A 17,699-nucleotide genomic window follows, 5' to 3' on the forward strand; every position below is an offset into this window, starting at 1 on the left:
CCGTGGCGATCAACGACGACCGGAAGGCCGACGTCCCCGGCGAGCCGCACCCCCGACGACTGCGGGCCGCCGTCATCGCGACGGTCGCCCTGGCGGCTTTGACCGGCGGGGCCGCATTCCTGGCGGACAACCTGACCAATGCCTTCGGGCCGGACAGCCTGTGCGGTGGTGCGGTGAGCGCGGACGCGGTGAACGACGCCCTCGGATGGGGCAAGGTCAGCGACACCATGTACGGCGACGGAAAGACCTTGAAGGCCGACGGCTCGTCCTGCGTGGCGAAGGTGAGCAGAGGGGTCTTCGGAGACGACCGGTTCGTCGCCGTCGACCTCCGCAGGAGCGGGAACCTCACCCCGTTCGCGGTCGACGCGGGGTCGCGGTTGTTCGCCGCTTCGGCGAACGGCGGCTCGGCCGGCGCCGTGCGCGATTCGTCCTTCGCCTTCGCGCTGTTCCCGGCGGACTGCGAGAGCGGGCAACAGGCGACGGCCAAGTCCGTTTCATCCGACGCCCAGGGGCTCGCCAGGCTCGCCGTCTCGGTGGCCAACCATGCTGCGGAACAACAGGGTTGTGGCAAGGCGCCGCTCCCCGCCCCGCACGAGCTGACCCCGGCGGGCACGGACCGCGCGCTCGACCGCAACGCCGCCTGCGGCCTGCCAGGACTGACCATGCCCGACACGCCCGGCGGCCCCGCCTACCGGGCGACCGTGACGTCCGCGACCGACCCGCTGTGGACCTGCCTCATCCATTCGGACAGGGACCCCAGGTCCTCGATCACCTTCACGATCGGCACCGATCCCAGACTCGTGGCGGCACCGACCGGCGACCCCGGGCCCACACTCGGCCGAGCTCAGGAAGTGGGAACGTTCGAGGCGGTGACAACCTGCCAGGGACGCCCCACCCGCTTCCGGTTCAAACCGGATGGTCTCTGGGATCTCGTCCCCAACGGCGACGAGACCTGGAAGCAGTTCCTCGTCGCCGGGGGCAAGGCGATCGGGTGTGAGCCGATCCTGTAGGAAATGGACGGGCGGGTGTCGGCGTAATGGTCTATCGTGCCATCGGACCATTACGCACCGCAGGGGGAGCCTCCATGACCACCACTGATCTGCCCACCGATGCCCGCACGGTCGTCGCCGTGTCCGAGCGGCTGGTGTTGAGCCGGCCGCAGGAGGGGGACGCGGAGGCGATGTTCGCGATCCACGGGGATCCGGAGACCAACCGGTACAACCCGGACGGGCCGCAGCGGGATCTCGGGGCGGCGCGGGAGCAGTTGGCCGGGTTCATCGCGGACTGGCCGCGGGACGGGGTGGGGTACTGCATGGTGGCGACCCGGGAGGAGCCGGGGGTGGTGATCGGGGTCGCCGGGCTGTTCCTGCACTCGCTGGACGGGGAGCCGGTGTTCAACCTGTACTACCGGTTCCGGCCGTCGGCGTGGGGCAAGGGGTACGCGGCGGAGGCGTGCCGGGCGGCGATGGCGGAGGCGCTGCCGCGGTTCCCCGGGATTCCGGTGACGGCGCTGATCAGGGCGGACAACCTGCCGTCGCGCCGGCTGGCCGAGCGGCTCGGGCTGGTGCCGGACCCGGACGGGCGGGTCGACCAGGAGGACCGGCTGATCCACCGGATGGCGTAGGGAGGGGCCGGAGATCCCCCGCCGGGGGGAGGGGGATCGCACCCCGGGCCGAGGCCGCGGCCCGGGGTGGGGCGGCAGCGTAGGGGGCATGAGGCGCAAGGAAGACGTGGTGCGGGGGGCGGCGGCCGGGATCGCGATGGCCGCCACGGTGCCCTATCTGACGCTGAAACTGCTGTGGCTGTCCGGCTCCCCCGTGGGCGTGCGCGACGCGAAGGCGTTGGACGGGCTGTGGACGCTCAACCTCCTCACCTTCGGCATGGAGGTGGTCGCGCTGCTGCTCGCGCTCGCCTTCGTCCGGCCGTGGGGGCGGCGGGCCCCGGCCGCGCTGGTGGCGTTCCCGATGTGGGTGGCGACCGGGCTGCTGGGGACGATCCTGGTGGTCGTCCCACTGGACCTGCTGGGCTCGCTGGTGTTCGGGGCGGAGCACCGGACGGCGGCGCAGCAGGCCGACGACGGCCTCGCGGGGTGGGTGTACGCCGTGGTCTACGGGGGCTTCGGGGTGCAGGGCGCCGCCCTGTTCACCGCGTTCGCGCTGTACGCCCGCCGACGCTGGACGGGCCTGCTCCACGACCGGATCGGCGACCTGCCCGACTCCCCCACCCGCAACGTGCAGCGGGCCTTCGCCGTGGTGGCCGCGCTGGTCGCGCTGGGGGTCGCGACGGCCCGGGCGTACTGGGCGGCGGGCGGGACGGTGGGACTGCCGCTGCGGATGGCCGAGGAGTACGACCGGTCGATGGCGACGATGGACGCGACCACCGCCGTGACCGCCGTCGCCGCGGCCCTGGCCCTGCTGGTGCTGGTCTTCCGGATCGGGCCGCGACGGCGGCTGCGGGTGCCGCTGCTGGTGGCCTGGACCGGCGCGGGCTCGCTGTTCGGCTGGGGCGGCTTCCTGCTGGTGGCGTTCGGGACCTCGACGACGGTGCCGGACCTGCCGCGGGCCGTACCGGGGTTCCTGGCCCTGGTGGAGGCCGGGCAGTTCACGGCCGGGGCCCTGATGCTGGCCGCGGGCGCGGTGGCCCTGACCGAACGGGGGGCCGCGCCCGGCCGGGGAGCCGGACCCGACGGCACTGACGGGCCCGACGGCACTGACGGCCCCGGCGGTGCTGACGTAAAGTCGCCCGGGTGAGTACGGGGGGCCGCCGGATCCGGCGGGCGGGCGAGGTGTTGTTCGGACGGCGGGCCCGACTGCGCTGGGTGCACCTGGTGCTGGGCGGCGCGCTGCTGATGCCCTACTACCTGCTGTCGACGGTGGGACTCGGGGCGCTCAACCCGAACCAGGGCCACGCCCGCCAACTGCTGTTGCAGATGCTGTCGTTGTTCACCTCGCTGCCGATGGCCGCGGTGACCGCGCTGGTGCCGACCGTCCGGGGGCTGGAGGGCGCGGCCGCCCGGGCGCTGTGCGCGGTGGCCCGGCCGGAGGAACTGGCCACCGGGCCGTCCCGGTCCTGGGCCGCCCGGTGGCGGACCGCCGCGTTCTTCGTGCTGCACCTGTTCACCGGCGGGGTGGTCGCCGGGATGACGCTGGCCGGGGCGCCCTTCGCGGTGGTGCTGATGTTCGGCCTCATCGGGTCCGAGGACCTCTCCGGCTACTGGACGGACCGCTTCCCCGGCTGGATGCTCACCGGCCCCGCACTGGGCCTGGCCGTTCTGCTGCTGATCGTCGTCAGCAACGCCGGCTGCGGTGCGCTGCTGGCCCGTTGGGCGCCCAGGCTGCTCGGCCCCACCCCGGAGGAGCGGCTGGCCGCCGCCGAACGGCGTGCCACCGTGCTCGCCCAGCGCAACCGGCTGGCCCGGGAACTGCACGACTCGGTCGGGCACGCGCTCAGCGCGGTCGGCATCCAGGCCTCGGCGGCCGCCCGGGTGCTGCGCACCGACCCGGACTTCGCCGCGGAGGCGCTGCGCGCGATCGAGGAGACCGCGCGCGGGGCCGTCGCCGAACTGGACACCGTGCTGGGGCTGTTGCGCGAGGAGGAGGACGGTGGCACCGGACCGGCCGGGCCCACGCTGGCCGGGCTGGACGACCTGCTGCGCCAACTCGCCCGCACCGGCGTGACGGTGGACGCCGAGCTGGCGCCCGGCCTGGGCGCACTGCCCGCCGGGGTCTCCCGCGAGGCGTACCGGATCGTCCAGGAGGGGCTGACCAATGTGCTCCGGCACGCCGGGCCCGCCCCGGCAGGGCTGCGGGTCGCGCTGGACGCGGGCCGACTGGAGATCGAACTGACCAACCCGCTGGGCGCGGCCCGCCCGAGCCGCCCCGGCGGCGGGCGCGGGCTGCGCGGGATCGGGGAACGGGCGGCGGCCCTGCGCGGCGGGAGCGCCGTCGGGCCGAGCGAGGACGGGACGACGTGGCGGCTGGCCGTGTGGCTGCCGCTGGGAGGGACTGGGGGATGAACGACGGCAACGGTGCGGGGGACGGCGCGGGGGGCGGCGCGGGGGGCGGGCCCATCCGCGTGGTGATCGCGGACGACGAGCGCCTGGTCCGGATGGGCCTGCGGGTGGTGATCGACGCCGAACCGGACCTCTCCGTGGTCGGCGAGGCCGCCGACGGCGCCGAGGTCGTACCGCTGGCGCGCGAACTGCGCCCGGACGTGGTGCTGATGGACGTCCGGATGCCCGGCATCGACGGGATCCGGGCCACCGAGCAGCTGGTCCGCGGGATGGCCGAGCCACCGCGGATCCTGGTGGTCACCACCTTCGAGCACGACGACCACGTGTACGACGCGCTGCGCGCGGGCGCGGCCGGCTTCCTGTTGAAGCGGGCCCGGGCCGAGGAGATGGTGCAGGCGGTGCGACTGGTCGCGCGCGGTGACTCGCTGCTGTTCCCGGCGGCGGTGCGCGAACTCGCGCTGCGGCACGGCGCGGACGGCCGCCGGGAGGCCGCCGCGGACCGGGGGCCGATCGGGCGGCTGACCGAACGGGAGGGCCAGGTGCTGCGGTTGATGGCCACCGGACTCAACAACGCGGAGATCGCGCGGCAGTTGGTGGTGAGCCAGGAGACGGTGAAGACCCACGTCGGCAGCGTGCTGGCCAAGCTGGGCGCCCGGGACCGCACCCAGGCCGTGATCGCGGCCTACGAATCGGGCTTCGTCCTGCCGGGGTGACCGAAGGGGGGGCCGCGACGGTTCGGCGGCGGAAGTTCGTACACAAGTTCCCTCGATGGGTACCACCGAGTAGAGTGCGATCTTCCCCTCCGAACGTCCGATACCTCCCGTATCGCCTGGAACGAACTGGTGGCCGCATGACCGTCCGGACCCGTCCCGCGCTGTGGTGGCGCATGGGCATCGTGCTCTCGGCCGGCCTCGGCCTGACCCTCGGGGACGCGTCGCTGGTGTACTTCACCGTGCAGAGCAACGTCATCGTGCTCGGCTACTTCATCGGCGCGGTGTACTGGATGCTCCAGCGCGACACCGTGGACGCGCCCGCGCCCCGGCTGCGCGGGGCCGCCACGCTGTACATCCTGATCACCGGACTGGTCTCGCACGTCCTGCTCCAGCACGGCGCCAGCCCGCTGCCCGGACTGGTCGACGGGCCGGACCGGCTGGCGCACTGGTCCTCCTTCTTCCTGCACTACGTCACGCCGGTGATGGTGCTGGTCGACTGGGTGGCGTTGAAGCCGCGCAATGCGTCGACCTGGAAGAACCTCCCGCTCTGGCTGGCCTTCCCGCTCGGCTACGCGGCGATCGTGCTCGCCCGCAACGCGCTGTTCGCCGACTTCCCGAGGCCCTACCCGTACTTCTTCTTCGACCCGACGACCAAGGGCTACGGCTACGTCTGGGGCCAGATAGCCCAGCTGACGGTCGAGTTCATCGTGCTCGGCGCCGCCGTCGTCGGGCTGGACCGGCTGGGCACCCTGGTCGCGGGCAGGTGGAAGCGGGAAGAGGCGCAGGAGTAGGAGAGGCGGACGCGGCCGGCCTCGGATCCGCCACGACGGATTTCCACCCGCCGTCAAAAGGGTTTGCCGTCCATCCCTCCCGAGGTGGTTCGACCGGGCGTGCGAGTGGGCCCGGAGGAGGGGACGGGAGCGGCGCGTCGGATGACGACCGGGCGGTGCGGGCGACCGTAGCGTCGTGGGCACGGTGGCGGAGGGGTTCCGCGGGGGAGGCCGGACACTCGGCGGAGGCCGGACATGCAGCAGAGTCGGCGGGGGTCGAACATCGAGCAGGGTCGGCGGAGGCCGAACCTCGAGCAGGGACGGCGGGGGCCGAGGGCGAGGTCCCGGAAGGTCGCCAGGGCGGCGGCCACCACCACGGCGCTGGCGACGGCACTGGTGCTCGCCACGGCGGTCGGGCCGGCGGCGGGGACGGCGGCCGCCGCCGAGGGGCGGCCGGGGAGTCCGCCGACCGGAGTCTGGCGGATGGACGGCTACGGCACGGTGGTCGCCGTCGACGGGGGCAAGCTGACCACCTACGACGTGACCGCGCACAGCTGCGTGCCCGGCTGGATCACCGCGACGCAGGCCGGCCCGCCGGGACCGGACGGTACCGTCCGCTACGTCGTGGGCAGCAACGCGGTGACCCTCACCCCGAAGGGCCGTGACCGGCTGGTCGACCGCGAGGAGGGCGGGGTCGGCACCAAGGACCTGTACCGGCTCCCCGCCCTGCCGGCCCTGTGCACCACCCCGGCACCGAACGACCCGCTCGCGGTCTTCGACCGGTTCTGGGAGGACTTCGAGGAGAACTACCCCTTCTTCGCGGCCAAGGGGATCGACTGGCACGCCGTCCGGGACGAGCAGCGGCGACGGATCACGCCGACGACGACCACCGACCAGTTGCAGGAGGTGTTCGTCGACATGCTGCGGCCGCTCGGCGACGCCCACACCGGGCTGGCCCGGATCGTCGACGGGCAGCCGACCGGGGTGTTCGGCGGACGGCGGCCCGGCTCGACGGTGCGCACCAAGGAGCTGACCACCCGGGCCGGGGAGGCCGTCGCCGCCCAGCTCACCGGGCCGGAGCAGCTCTTCGCCGCCGGGAAGCTCGGCGTGGGCCGGCTTCCCGACGACGTCGGCTACCTGCGGGTGGGCAGCTTCGACGGCTACACCGGCGGCGACTACCGCAGCCAGGTCGCCGAGCTGGACAGGGCGCTGGACGCCCTGCTCGCCGACCCGGACGGGCTCACCGGGCTGGTGCTCGACGTCCGGCTGAACGGCGGCGGCTCGGACGCGCTCGGGCTGCACATCGCCGCCCGGCTCACCGACCGCCCGTACCTCGCCTACCGGAAGGTGGCGCGGAACGACCCGGCCGACCCGACGAAGTTCACCCGGCCCGTACCCGTCCGCGTGGAGCCCTCGGACGGCGAGCACTTCACCGGGCCTGTGGCCCTGCTCACCTCCTCGATCTCGGCCAGCGCGGCGGAGACCTTCACCCAGGCGCTGATGGGCCGCTCCCCGCACGTGACCCGGATCGGCGAGAACACCCAGGGCGTCTACTCGGACGTCCTGATCAAGCCGCTCTCGCCGGACTTCGCGGTCGTCCTGCCGAACGAGAAGTACCTCACCCGAAGTGGCAGCACCTTCGACGGCCCGGGCATCGCGCCGGACCTCCGGACCCCGGTGTACAGCCCCGAGGAGCTGGCCGCGCTCAAGGACTCCGCCCTGAGCACGGCCCGCCGGGTGCTCGCCGAGGATGCCCGGGGCGGCCAGGGCCCCCTGCGGCAGCGGTAGCAGGAGCCGCTACATCGGATCCACCGCCCTCAGTTCGCCGTCCAGCTCCAGCCACCTGGTCAGGCCCAGGCCGCGCAGGAAGGGCAGGTCGTGGCTGACCACGATCAGCGCGCCCCGGTAGGCGGCCAGCGCCTGGGTGAGCTGGTGGACGCTGGCGAGGTCCAGGTTGTTGGTCGGCTCGTCGAGCAGCAGCAGCTGCGGCGGCGGGTCGGCCAGCAGCAGGGCGGCCAGCGTCGCCCGGAAGCGTTCGCCGCCGGACAGCGTGCCGACCGGCTGCTCGGCCCGGGCGCCCCGGAACAGGAAGCGGGCCAGCCGGGCGCGGATCGCGTTGTCCCCGGCGGCGGGGGCGAACCGCTTGACGTTCTCCACGACGGTGAGTGCGTCGTCCAGCAGGTCGAGCCGCTGCGGCAGGTGGCGCAGCCCCTCCGGGGTGGTGATCTGCCCCTCCAGCGGGGAGAGTTCGCCCGCGATGGTGCGCAGCAGAGTGGTCTTGCCGGAGCCGTTGCGCCCGACCAGGGCGATCCGTTCGGGGCCGCGCAGGTCGAGGTCGACGGTGGCGCCGAAGGGCAGCCGGACCTTCTGCAGGGTGAGCACGGTGCGCCCGGCCGGCACCTCGGTGCGCGGCAGGTCGATCCGGATCTCGGCGTCGTCGCGCACCGCCTCCTCGGCGGCGGTCAGCCGCGCCCTGGCCTCCTCCAGCCGTTCGGCGTGCATGCCGGTGAGCCGGCCGGCCGTCTCCTGGCCCTTGCGCTTGAGCATCCCGGTGAAGATGTGCGGGTCGTTGCGGGTGACCGCGCGCTTCTTGCCGTAGCTGGCGCTGCGGTCCAGCCTGGTGCGGGCCTCGGCCAAGTCCCGCTTCTGGCGCTGGACGTCGGCCTCGGCGTTGCGCAGCAGCCGCTCGGCCGTCTCCTGCTGGGCGGCGAGGGTGCGCTCGTAGTCGTCGTAGTTGCCGCCGTACCACGTCACCCCGCCGTCCCGGAGGTCGGCGATCTGGTCGACGTGCCGGAGCAGTTCGCGGTCGTGGCTGACGATCACCATGGCGCCCTGCCAGCCGGCCACCGTCTCGTAGAGCCGCTCGCGGGCGGCCCGGTCGAGGTTGTTGGTGGGCTCGTCCAGCAGCAGCACGTCGGGGCGGCTCAGCAGCAGGGCGGCCAGTCGCAGCAACACCGCCTCGCCGCCGGAGAGTTCGCCGGTGGTGCGGTCGAGGCCGAGGCGGCGCAGGCCGAGCTTGTCGAGGGTGGCGCGGGCGCGCTCCTCGACGTCCCAGTCGTCGCCGACGGCGTCGAAGTGCCGCTGGTCGGTGTCGCCCGACTCGATGGCGTGCAGGGCCTCGCGGGCGGCCCGGATGCCGAGCGCCTCGTCGACCCGCAGGCCGGTGTCGAGGGTGAGGCCCTGCGGCAGGTGGCCGAGTTCGCCCTCGACCCGGACGGTGCCGCCGGTGGGGGTGAGTTCGCCGGCGATCAGCCGCAGCAGGGTCGACTTGCCGGCCCCGTTGAGGCCGATGAGTCCGGTGCGGCCGGGGCCGACGGCGAGGTGGAAGCCGTCCAGGACGGACTTGCCGTCGGGCCACTCGAACGCGAGGTCGGTGCAGAGGACGGCGGTGGTGGGTTGTGCCATGCAAGGCCTCCCGGGTGGTTGCTGAAGGGGTGACGAGCAACACGGGGAGACACCGCGGGTGCGGAACCGGGACGGCCGGAGGACAGGACGGCGCGATGACGCGCCACGGGCCGTGACTGAGGTCGCACACTCGCACACCACGCGGCAAGGGCCACAGCTACAGCTATGACTACGGCTGCGACTGCGACTGCGGCGACAACTGCGGCCGTCAGAACGACAGCGGCAGCGGGGCCTGCGTGGCGGGGGCGGTGTCCCGGGACCTCAGTAGAGCAACGGCCTTCTCCTTGTCTGGCGGATGACGCGAACCACGCTAGGCACGTCGGCGAACGGTCGCAACCGGTTTTCCGGACCGCCCGCGCGCCGGGCCGAACGCGGCCCCGTGCCGATCCGGTGCCGATCCGGTGACGGCCTCGTACCGGCCGGGGGCGCCTGTAAGGAGTTCCTTATCCGCATGGCAGACTCCTCACCTGCCATACCTGCGGCCCCGGTCGGCCGCACCCGAGGACCGGGCCGTATGGCGGTAGTCAACAGGGGGATTTGAAATCATGTCACCGATATCCAGGCCGAGCCGTGCCGTCCTCGGCGCCACCGTCGCCGCGCTCACCATGGTGGTCGCCAGCGGCTGCGGCCCGGACAACAGCGACCCGGCCGGCGCCCAGACCTCCGCGCCGTCGGTCGCGGCCAGTGCCTCCGGGAAGCCGGGCGCGGCTCCGATCAAGCTGCCGACGGTCGAAGAGCTGAAGACCTGGAAGCTCGACGACTGGGACAAGTGGGCCCAGGCCAACGTGATCACCCCGGCGGCCAAGGGCTACTGGACCCTGCAGAAGCTGCTGAACGCCAAGCCGAAGCCGCTGCCGCAGGCGCCGGCCCAGCCCACCGGGCAGCCGACCGCCCAGCCGACGAGCGCGGCCCCGGCCCAGCCCACCGCCGCCCAGCCGCCGACCGGCCCGGACCAGCTGCCCCCGGTCGTCGCCGCCAAGCCCGTGGCGCACCCCTTCCCGAAGAACATGCACGTCAACGGCAAGATCTTCTTCAAGGACGGCAACGAGGACTACGTCTGCTCCGGCACCGTCGTCTCCGACCCGGCCAACCCGGGCAAGAGCAACCTGGTGTGGACCGCGAGCCACTGCCTGCACGGCGGCAAGGGCAACAAGTACTACACCGACATCACCTTCGCCCCCGCCTTCAACAGCAACGGCGTGCTGAGCAACGGCAACAAGCAGAAGTCCAAGCTGGACGACGCCGAGCCGTACGGCGAGTGGGGCGCGACCGCCGGCATGGTCTCCCCGCAGTGGACCCAGGAGGCCGACCCGGAGAAGGGCGGCCCGTGGAGCCAGTACGACTTCGGCATCATCAAGGTCACCAACCCCGACCCGAGCGGCAAGTCGCTGGAGGAGACCGTCGGCGGCTCCGTGCCGCTGTGGTTCAACGCCCCGCGCGACCAGCTCGCCTCCGTCGCCAACTACGGCTTCCCGGAGGGCAAGCCCTTCGACGGCGTCGAGCTGGAGCACTGCGACGGCGGCAAGCCGGCCGCGAAGCCCGGTGACCCGAGCCGCCCGGCGATGCTGATGATCGGCTGCAACATGACCGGCGGCAGCAGCGGCGGCGGCTGGTACACCACCAAGGACGGCAAGCCGGCCCTGGTCAGCGACACCTCCGTCGGCAACGGCGCCAACACCTACGAGGCGGGCCCCTACCTGGAGGACGTCGCGGCGCACATGTTCGACTACTTCTCCAAGAAGGCCAAGTGATCGGCGGCTGAGACCCGCCCCGGTCCCGTGCGGGGCCGCGACTGCCGGAAGGCAGCCGCGGCCCCGCCGCCTTTTCCGGCTCGGGGCCCGGTCCTCCTACAATCGGCTCCATCATGAGCGCGACACTCGTAGTCAAGGACCTCGCCGCCGGCCACGGCGAACGCACCCTCTTCACCGGCCTGGACCTGGTCGTCGCCCCCGGCGACGTGATCGGCCTGGTCGGCGTGAACGGCGCCGGCAAGTCGACCCTGCTGCGGCTGCTGGCCGGGCTGGACACCCCCGAGGGCGGGTCGCTGCGGCTCAGCCCGGCGAGCGCCAACGTCGGCCACCTGCCGCAGGAGCCGGAGCGGCGCGAGGGCGAGTCGGTGCGCGGCTTCCTGGCCCGGCGCACCGGCGTGGCGGCCGCCCAGGCCGAGCTGGACGAGGCCACCGAGGGCCTGGTCGAGGGCCGCCCCGGCGCCGACGACGCCTACGCGGCGAGCCTGGACCGCTGGCTGGACCTCGGCGGCGCCGACCTGGACGAGCGGGCCGAGGAGGTGGCCGACTCGCTCGGCCTCAAGGTCTCCCTCGACCTGCCGATGACGGCGCTCTCCGGCGGCCAGGCCGCCCGCGCGGGCCTGGCCTCGCTGCTGCTCTCCCGCTACGACGTGTTCCTGCTGGACGAGCCCACCAACGACCTCGACCTGGACGGCCTGGAGCGGCTGGAGGCCTTCGTCAAGGGCCTGCGCGCCGGCACCGTGCTGATCAGCCACGACCGCGAGTTCCTGGCCCGCACCGTGACCAAGGTGCTGGAGCTGGACCTGCACCAGCAGCAGGTCAACCTGTACGGCGGCGGCTACGAGGCGTACCTGGAGGAGCGGGCGGTGGCCCGCCGGCACGCCCGCGAGGAGTACGAGGACTACGCCGACACCAAGTCCTCGCTGGAGGCCCGGGCGCAGATGCAGCGCAACTGGATGGAGCACGGGGTCCGCAACGCCCGCCGCAAGGGCGGCGACAACGACAAGAACGCCAAGGCGAAGCGCACCGAGTCCACCGAGAAGCAGGCCTCCAAGGCCCGGCAGACCCAGCGGATGATCGAGCGGCTGGACGTGGTCGAGGAGCCGCGCAAGGAGTGGGAGCTGCGGATGGAGATCGCCACCGCGCCGCGCTCCGGCTCGGTGGTGGCCACCCTGCGGGCGGCCGTCGCCCAGCGCGGCGACTTCGCCTTCGGCCCGGTGGACCTGCAGATCGACTGGGCCGACCGGGTCGCGATCACCGGGGCCAACGGCGCGGGCAAGTCCACCCTGCTGGCGGCCCTGCTCGGCCGGCTCGCACTCGACTCCGGCAGTGCCGTGCTGGGCTCCGGCGTGGTGGTCGGCGAGGTCGACCAGGCGCGCGGGCTCTTCCTCGGGGGCGAGCCGCTGGCGGACGCCTTCGCGGCCGCCGTGCCGGAGCTCACCGAGGAGGAGGTGCGCACCCTGCTGGCCAAGTTCGGCCTCAAGGCGGTGCACGTGCTGCGCCCGGCGGGCACCCTCTCCCCCGGCGAGCGCACCCGGGCCGCGCTGGCGCTGCTGCAGGCCCGCGGGGTCAACCTGCTGGTGCTGGACGAGCCCACCAACCACCTGGACCTGCCCGCGATCGAGCAGCTGGAGTCCGCGCTCGGCTCGTACACCGGCACCCTGCTGCTGGTCACCCACGACCGGCGGATGCTGGACACGGTGGCGGTGAACCGGCGGATCGAGGTCCGGGGCGGCCGGGTGCACGAGCTCTAGGCTCCTTCGAGACACGGACGGCCGCCCCGGGAATTGGTCTCTACCTCTTCCCGGAGCGGCCGTCATGTGCTGTGCTGTCGGCCATGGTTGACAGCGCAGTGGCAGGGACGCCCCACCCGACCGTCCCGCTCACCCCGATGACGGTGCCGGCCCACCAGGCCGAGGCCCGCAGCAAGGCATTCCACGACGTGATGGCGCAGCGCCGGACCGTCCGCGACTACTCCACCGAACCGATCCCGGACGGGGTGGTCGAGTGGGCCGTCCGCACCGCGAGCACCGCGCCCAGCGGCGCCCACGTCCAGCCCTGGCGGTTCGTGGTGATCACCGACCCGGAGCGCAAGCGGCTGCTGCGCGAGGCGGCCGAGGCGGAGGAGCGCGAGTTCTACGGCCACCGGGCGTCCGAGGAGTGGCTGGCCGCGCTGGCGCCGATCGGCACCGACTGGCACAAGCCGTTCCTGGAGGACGCGCCGGCCGTGATCGTGGTCTTCGAGGTGCACAAGGGCCCCGACTCGCCGCGCCCGTACTACACCAAGGAGTCGGTGGGGATCGCGGTCGGACTGCTGCTGGCCTCGCTGCACCAGGCCGGGCTGGCCACACTGACCCACACGCCGAGCCCGATGCGGTTCCTCAACGAGGTGTGCGGGCGCCCGGCGGAGGAGCGGGCCGCGTACGTGATCCCGGTCGGCTACCCCGCCGAGGGGGCGCGGGTGCCGGACCTGCGGCGCAAGGAGCTGGACGAGGTGATGGTCCGGCTCTGACGCGCCGGAGGCCGCCTCCTCCCGCCCCTCTCCCGCTCCCGCCCGCCCCCGCCGGTCGGCGGGACGGGATGCGCCCCCGTCCGGATGTGGCAGGTCCGGGCCAAGGACATAATCGCCGCCATGAGCCCCGCACTGCCGCAGTCCTGCGAGCCCGTCCGGGCGGCACCCGAGGTGACCACCGGGCGGCCGCCCGAACTGCTGCGGCTGCCCGGCGGCCTCTGCCTGCACCGCCGCCGCAGCGCCCACGCACCCGCGCTGCACCGGGCGGTCCGGGCCAACCTGGAGCACCTGCGGCCCTGGCTGGACTGGGCGGCCGAGGTCCCCACCCGGGCCCGGACCGCCGAACGGACCCGGGCCGGCACCGCCGCCTGGGAGGCCGGGACGGACTTCATGTACCTCGCCGACCTGGACGAGGCCCCCGGCCGGGTGGTCGCCGCCCTCGGGCTGCACGCGCGGCTCGGCCCGGGCGCGCTGGAGATCGGCTACTGGGTCGCGGCCCGGCACGTCGGCCGCGGCATCGCCACCGCCGCGGCCGGGGCGCTGACCCAGGCCGCGCTGGCGCTGCCCGGGATCGCCCGGGTGGAGATCCGCTGCGACCGGGCGAACACCGCCAGCGCGGCCGTCCCGCGCAAGCTCGGCTACCGGCTGGACCGGGTCACCGAGGCCGCCGTCCGGGCCCCGGGCGAGACCGGACGGCAGCTGGTCTGGGTCATGGAGCGGTGACGGCCCGGGCCCTCGGGGCGGGCGACGCCCGGGGCGCTCAGTAGCGCCCGCCCTCCGGGGCCGGCAGCGCGTCCAGCTCGGCCAGGTCGGCCGCCGAGAGCTCGACCGCGGCCGCGCCCACGTTGTCCTCCAGGTAGCGCGGCGTCTTGGTGCCCGGGATCGGGAGGACGTACCGGCCCTGCGCCAGCACCCAGGCCAGCGCGACCCGCGCCGGGGTGGTGCCGAGCCGCTCGGCGATCTCCCGGACCCTGCCGACCAGCGCCAGGTTGGCCTTGAGCGCGTCCTGCTGGAAGCGCGGCAGGCGGCGGCGGAGGTCGTCCTCGGGCAGCTCGTCGAAGGAGGAGATGCTGCCGGTCAGGAAGCCCCGGCCGAGCGGCGAGAAGGGCAGGAAGGCGATGCCCTGCTCCTCGGTGTACGGCAGCACCTCGGCCAGCACGTGCCTGGTCCACAGCGACAGCTCGGACTGCACGGAGGCCACCGGGTGCACCGCCTGGGCGCGCCGGATCTCCTCGACGCCGACCTCGGAGAGCCCGATCCGGCGGGCCTTTCCGGCCCGGACGGCCTCGGCGAGCGCGCCCCAGGTCTCCTCGATCGGGACGGCCGGGTCGACCCGGTGCAGCTGGTACAGGTCGACGTGGTCGGTGCCGAGCCGGCGCAGGCTGTCGTCGATCGAGCGGCGCACGTGCTCGGGCCGGCCGTCGCGCACGTTCGGGCCGCCGCCGCCCGGGACGATGCCCACCTTGGTGGCGAGGAAGGCGCGCTCGCGGTGCGGGCCGGCCAGGGCGGCGCCGACCACCTCCTCGTTGCTGTACGGGCCGTAGACGTCGGCGGTGTCGATCAGGGTGACGCCGAGGTCCAGGGCCTGGTGGATGACCCGGACGGACCTCTCGTCGTCCCGGCTCCGGACGTCGTAGGCGTGGGTCATCCCCATGCAGCCGAGGCCGATCACGCCGACCTCCGGGCCGCCGCTGCCGAAGAAGGCGCTGCGCATGACGGTGCTCCGTTCTGTGGTTCCGCTCTGTGGTTCCGCTGAGCCGAAGTGGATCAACGCCGCCAGCTTCCCCCTTGGAGTGCACTCGAGGTCAAGCCTTCCGAGGTCAACCCCCGCCTCCGGTACGGTCATCGGACCGCCGTGCGGCGCGAACGGGGCGCGCGCCTCCGGTTTCACCACCGGGCTCCCGCACCCGGCCGTCGGCCCGGGCGTTCGCCCCCGGACGGTCCGCCCGGGCCCGGCGGACGTCCGCCCCGCCAAACCGGCGCGCGGGGGCCCGGTCGCGGGATCATCGCGCCACCTGGCGCCGCCGGTCCGGTCTTGGCACGGCTCGCCGCGACGGTCGAGGCTCGGTCCGCGGCCGGTCGACCCGGCCCGCCGCCACGGAGGCGACCGAAGACGTCGCCCGCCTCGGGGAGGAACCCATGTCGCTCTCGCGCACCCGCACCGCCGCCCTCGCCCTCACCCTCGCCGCCGCCACCGCGCTGACCACCGCCGGCCTCGCCGCCCCGGCCCAGGCGGCCGGCCACCGCGCGCTCAGCCGCTTCGACGACGGCAGCTTCGAGTCCCCCAAGATCGCGCCGAACACCTTCACCGAGCCGGTGACCGGCCAGAGCATCGGCCCGTGGCTGGTCACCAGCGGCAGCGTCGACCTGATCGGCGCCGGGTTCTGGCAGGCCGCCGAGGGCGACCAGTCGGTGGACCTCAACGGTGCCGACAGCGGCGCCATCGCCCAGACCTTCACCACGATCCCCGGCGCCACCTACTCGGTGAGCTACGCACTGGCCGGCAACCCCGGCGGCGGGCCCGCCCTGCGGACCGGCCGAGTGCTGATCGACGGACAGGACTTCCAGGACTTCTCCTTCGACGTCACCGGCAGGACCCGCGCCGCCATGGGCTACGTCGGACGGCAGTTCAGCTTCGTCGCGTACAACTCCTCGACCACGCTGACCTTCGAGAGCACCGTGCGGGGCGCCTTCGGGCCGGTGCTCGACGACGTCCAGGTGAAGGAGTGCAAGCCCTGCTGCGGCGGCTGACCGGCTGACGGGCCGTCACGGGCCGACCCGCCCTCCTTAAACCCTCCCTAAAACCTGCTCTCGGAAGGCTCCCGAACCCCGGGAAGTGCTTGACGTGCACAGCTGGTCTAGTCCAGTTTGATCCTCAGCACCGCGCTCCTCCCGCACCGGAACAGCCCCCATGCTGCCGCCCGCCCCGCGTCTCCCCCCTTCGCGGCGCGGGCGGCCCCACGCTCCGAGAGGCACCCCCATGCCCAGCGCGCCCCAGCACGCCCCCACCCGCCGCCGCCCCGCCGGCCGGACCACCCTGCTGAGCCTCGCCGCCGCCACCGCGCTCGCGGCCGGCGGCCTCGCCGCCCTCGCCGGGAACGCCGGCGCCGCGGACGCGAACCTGCTCGCCAACGGCGGCTTCGAGAGCGGCACGCTCGCCCCGTGGAGCTGTTCCGCCGGCACCGGAAGCATCGTCACCTCCGGCGCCCACAGCGGAACCGACGCCCTCAAGGGGGCGGTGAGCGCGAGCGACACCGCGCAGTGCGGCCAGACCGTGAGCGTCCAGCCCAACACCACCTACACCCTGAGCGCCTGGGTGCAGGGCCAGTACGTCTACCTCGGCGCCACCGGCAGCGGCGTCACCGACCCCGCCGTGTGGACCCCGGGCGGCGCCAACTGGCAGCAGCTGTCCGCCAGTTTCACCACCGGACCGAGCACCACCAGCGTCAACGTCTACCTGCACGGCTGGTACGGGCAGGGCGCCTACCTCGCCGACGACGTCACCCTCACCGGCCCCGGCGGCGGCGGACCGACCACTCCCCCGACCACCCCGCCGACCTCCACCCCGACCGGCGGCCCGACCACCCCGCCGCCGAACGTCGCCCTCCCCGTCGCCCCGTACATCGACATGGGCGCCTGGCCCACCCCGTCCATGCCCGACATGGCCAAGGCCGGCGGCGTCAAGGGCTACACCATGGGCTTCGTCACCGGCGTCGGCTGCAAGGCCAGCTGGTTCAACGCCTACGACCCGCGCACCGGTTGGGCCAAGGACCAGGTCGACGCGCTGCGCGCGGCCGGCGGCGACGTCAGGCTCTCCTTCGGCGGCGCCAGCGGCACCGAACTCGCCGCCGCCTGCACCTCGGTGGACTCGCTGTTCAACGAGTACGACGCGGTCGTCAACGCCTACAACCTGCGCTACGTCGACTACGACATCGAGGGCGCGGCGATCGCCGACACCGCCTCCAACGACCGCCGCTCCGCCGCGCTCGCCAAGCTCCAGCAGGCCCACCCCGGCCTCAAGGTCTCGCTCACCCTGCCCGTCCTGCCCGAGGGCCTGACCAGCGACGGCGTCGCCATCGTCAAGTCCGCCCGGGACGCCGGGGTCAACCTGGACCTGGTGAACATCATGGCGATGGACTACTACCGCTCCGGCAGCGACTACGGCAACGCCGCCGTCCAGGCCGCGCAGGCGACCTTCGGCCAGCTCAAGGCGCTCTACCCGGCGAAGACCGACGCCCAGCTGTGGGCCATGGTCGGGGTCACCCCGATGATCGGCGAGAACGACGACCACCAGATCTACAACCAGGCCGCCGCCCAGCAGTTGACGACCTTCGCCCAGCAGAACCACCTCGGCCTGCTCGCCTTCTGGGACGCCACCCGGGACGCCAACGCCTGCACCGGCTCGCTGGCCAAGTGCACCAACATCACCCAGCAGCCGTACGAGTTCGCGAAGATCTTCAGCAAGTACACGGGCTGACGCCACGACCCCGCGGGGGGGGGGCCGGGCGGGGGGGGGGCGGGCGCGCCCGCGGGCCGCGC

Annotated in this window: 15 protein-coding genes; 13 read left to right on the forward strand and 2 right to left on the reverse strand. The window is 73.7% G+C overall.

The window, feature by feature from the left end; all coding sequences use genetic code 11:
* The first annotated feature begins 2 nt into the window (after positions 1 to 2).
* From ACFWXO_RS12540 to ACFWXO_RS12570, 7 genes are all read left to right on the forward strand, one after another.
* On the forward strand, positions 3 to 1,010 hold the full coding sequence (locus ACFWXO_RS12540) for a hypothetical protein (RefSeq protein ID WP_380523563.1): 1,008 nt from the start codon (positions 3 to 5) through the stop codon (positions 1,008 to 1,010).
* Between the two features lie 74 nt (positions 1,011 to 1,084).
* On the forward strand, positions 1,085 to 1,624 hold the full coding sequence (locus ACFWXO_RS12545; protein ID WP_380523565.1) for a GNAT family N-acetyltransferase: 540 nt from the start codon (positions 1,085 to 1,087) through the stop codon (positions 1,622 to 1,624).
* A gap of 88 nt (positions 1,625 to 1,712) precedes the next feature.
* Positions 1,713 to 2,750: a hypothetical protein gene (locus ACFWXO_RS12550; RefSeq protein WP_380523567.1), complete on the forward strand. Its 1,038-nt coding sequence runs from the start codon at positions 1,713 to 1,715 to the stop codon at positions 2,748 to 2,750.
* On the forward strand, positions 2,747 to 4,015 hold the full coding sequence (locus tag ACFWXO_RS12555) for a sensor histidine kinase (protein ID WP_375891164.1): 1,269 nt from the start codon (positions 2,747 to 2,749) through the stop codon (positions 4,013 to 4,015). Before ACFWXO_RS12550 ends, ACFWXO_RS12555 begins: the two co-directional genes overlap by 4 nt.
* A complete protein-coding gene (locus tag ACFWXO_RS12560; protein WP_380523570.1) occupies positions 4,012 to 4,725 on the forward strand; it encodes a response regulator in 714 nt (237 codons plus the stop codon). Before ACFWXO_RS12555 ends, ACFWXO_RS12560 begins: the two co-directional genes overlap by 4 nt.
* Before the next feature lie 137 nt (positions 4,726 to 4,862).
* On the forward strand, positions 4,863 to 5,516 hold the full coding sequence (locus ACFWXO_RS12565; protein ID WP_380523572.1) for a Pr6Pr family membrane protein: 654 nt from the start codon (positions 4,863 to 4,865) through the stop codon (positions 5,514 to 5,516).
* Positions 5,517 to 5,750: 234 nt separating this feature from the next.
* The gene (locus ACFWXO_RS12570) at positions 5,751 to 7,283 is read left to right on the forward strand and encodes a S41 family peptidase (RefSeq protein WP_380523574.1); all 1,533 of its coding nucleotides are present in this window, start codon (positions 5,751 to 5,753) and stop codon (positions 7,281 to 7,283) included.
* Between the two features lie 9 nt (positions 7,284 to 7,292).
* On the opposite strand, the gene ACFWXO_RS12575 is transcribed toward ACFWXO_RS12570, so the two are convergent.
* The gene (locus tag ACFWXO_RS12575) at positions 7,293 to 8,900 is read right to left on the reverse strand and encodes an ABC-F family ATP-binding cassette domain-containing protein (RefSeq protein WP_380523576.1); all 1,608 of its coding nucleotides are present in this window, start codon (positions 8,898 to 8,900) and stop codon (positions 7,293 to 7,295) included.
* A 545-nt stretch (positions 8,901 to 9,445) separates the two neighbouring features.
* Here ACFWXO_RS12575 and ACFWXO_RS12580 point away from each other — a divergent pair.
* The 4 genes from ACFWXO_RS12580 to ACFWXO_RS12595 all read left to right on the forward strand — a co-directional run bounded on the left by ACFWXO_RS12580 (position 9,446) and on the right by ACFWXO_RS12595 (position 13,883).
* On the forward strand, positions 9,446 to 10,651 hold the full coding sequence (locus ACFWXO_RS12580; protein WP_380523578.1) for a trypsin-like serine peptidase: 1,206 nt from the start codon (positions 9,446 to 9,448) through the stop codon (positions 10,649 to 10,651).
* Between the two features lie 113 nt (positions 10,652 to 10,764).
* Positions 10,765 to 12,402 carry an ABC-F family ATP-binding cassette domain-containing protein gene (locus ACFWXO_RS12585; RefSeq protein ID WP_375891155.1) on the forward strand — a complete coding sequence of 546 codons (1,638 nt, stop codon included), beginning with the start codon at positions 10,765 to 10,767 and terminating at the stop codon, positions 12,400 to 12,402.
* Positions 12,403 to 12,485: 83 nt separating this feature from the next.
* Positions 12,486 to 13,160: a nitroreductase family protein gene (locus ACFWXO_RS12590; RefSeq protein ID WP_375891153.1), complete on the forward strand. Its 675-nt coding sequence runs from the start codon at positions 12,486 to 12,488 to the stop codon at positions 13,158 to 13,160.
* Positions 13,161 to 13,280: 120 nt separating this feature from the next.
* Complete coding sequence (locus ACFWXO_RS12595; protein ID WP_380523582.1) at positions 13,281 to 13,883, forward strand: GNAT family N-acetyltransferase; 603 nt, start codon at positions 13,281 to 13,283, stop codon at positions 13,881 to 13,883.
* Between the two features lie 37 nt (positions 13,884 to 13,920).
* On the opposite strand, the gene ACFWXO_RS12600 is transcribed toward ACFWXO_RS12595, so the two are convergent.
* A complete protein-coding gene (locus tag ACFWXO_RS12600) occupies positions 13,921 to 14,874 on the reverse strand; it encodes an aldo/keto reductase (RefSeq protein WP_380523584.1) in 954 nt (317 codons plus the stop codon).
* Positions 14,875 to 15,299: 425 nt separating this feature from the next.
* Between ACFWXO_RS12600 and ACFWXO_RS12605 the strand changes: the two genes are divergently transcribed.
* Positions 15,300 to 15,911, forward strand: coding sequence for a choice-of-anchor C family protein (locus ACFWXO_RS12605; RefSeq protein WP_380523587.1), 612 nt, complete (start codon positions 15,300 to 15,302; stop codon positions 15,909 to 15,911).
* A 229-nt stretch (positions 15,912 to 16,140) separates the two neighbouring features.
* Complete coding sequence (locus ACFWXO_RS12610) at positions 16,141 to 17,637, forward strand: carbohydrate binding domain-containing protein (RefSeq protein WP_380523589.1); 1,497 nt, start codon at positions 16,141 to 16,143, stop codon at positions 17,635 to 17,637.
* Positions 17,638 to 17,699 lie beyond the last annotated feature (62 nt).

This window comes from Kitasatospora sp. NPDC059088 (assembly GCF_042738155.1).
GTDB lineage: Bacteria > Actinomycetota > Actinomycetes > Streptomycetales > Streptomycetaceae > Kitasatospora.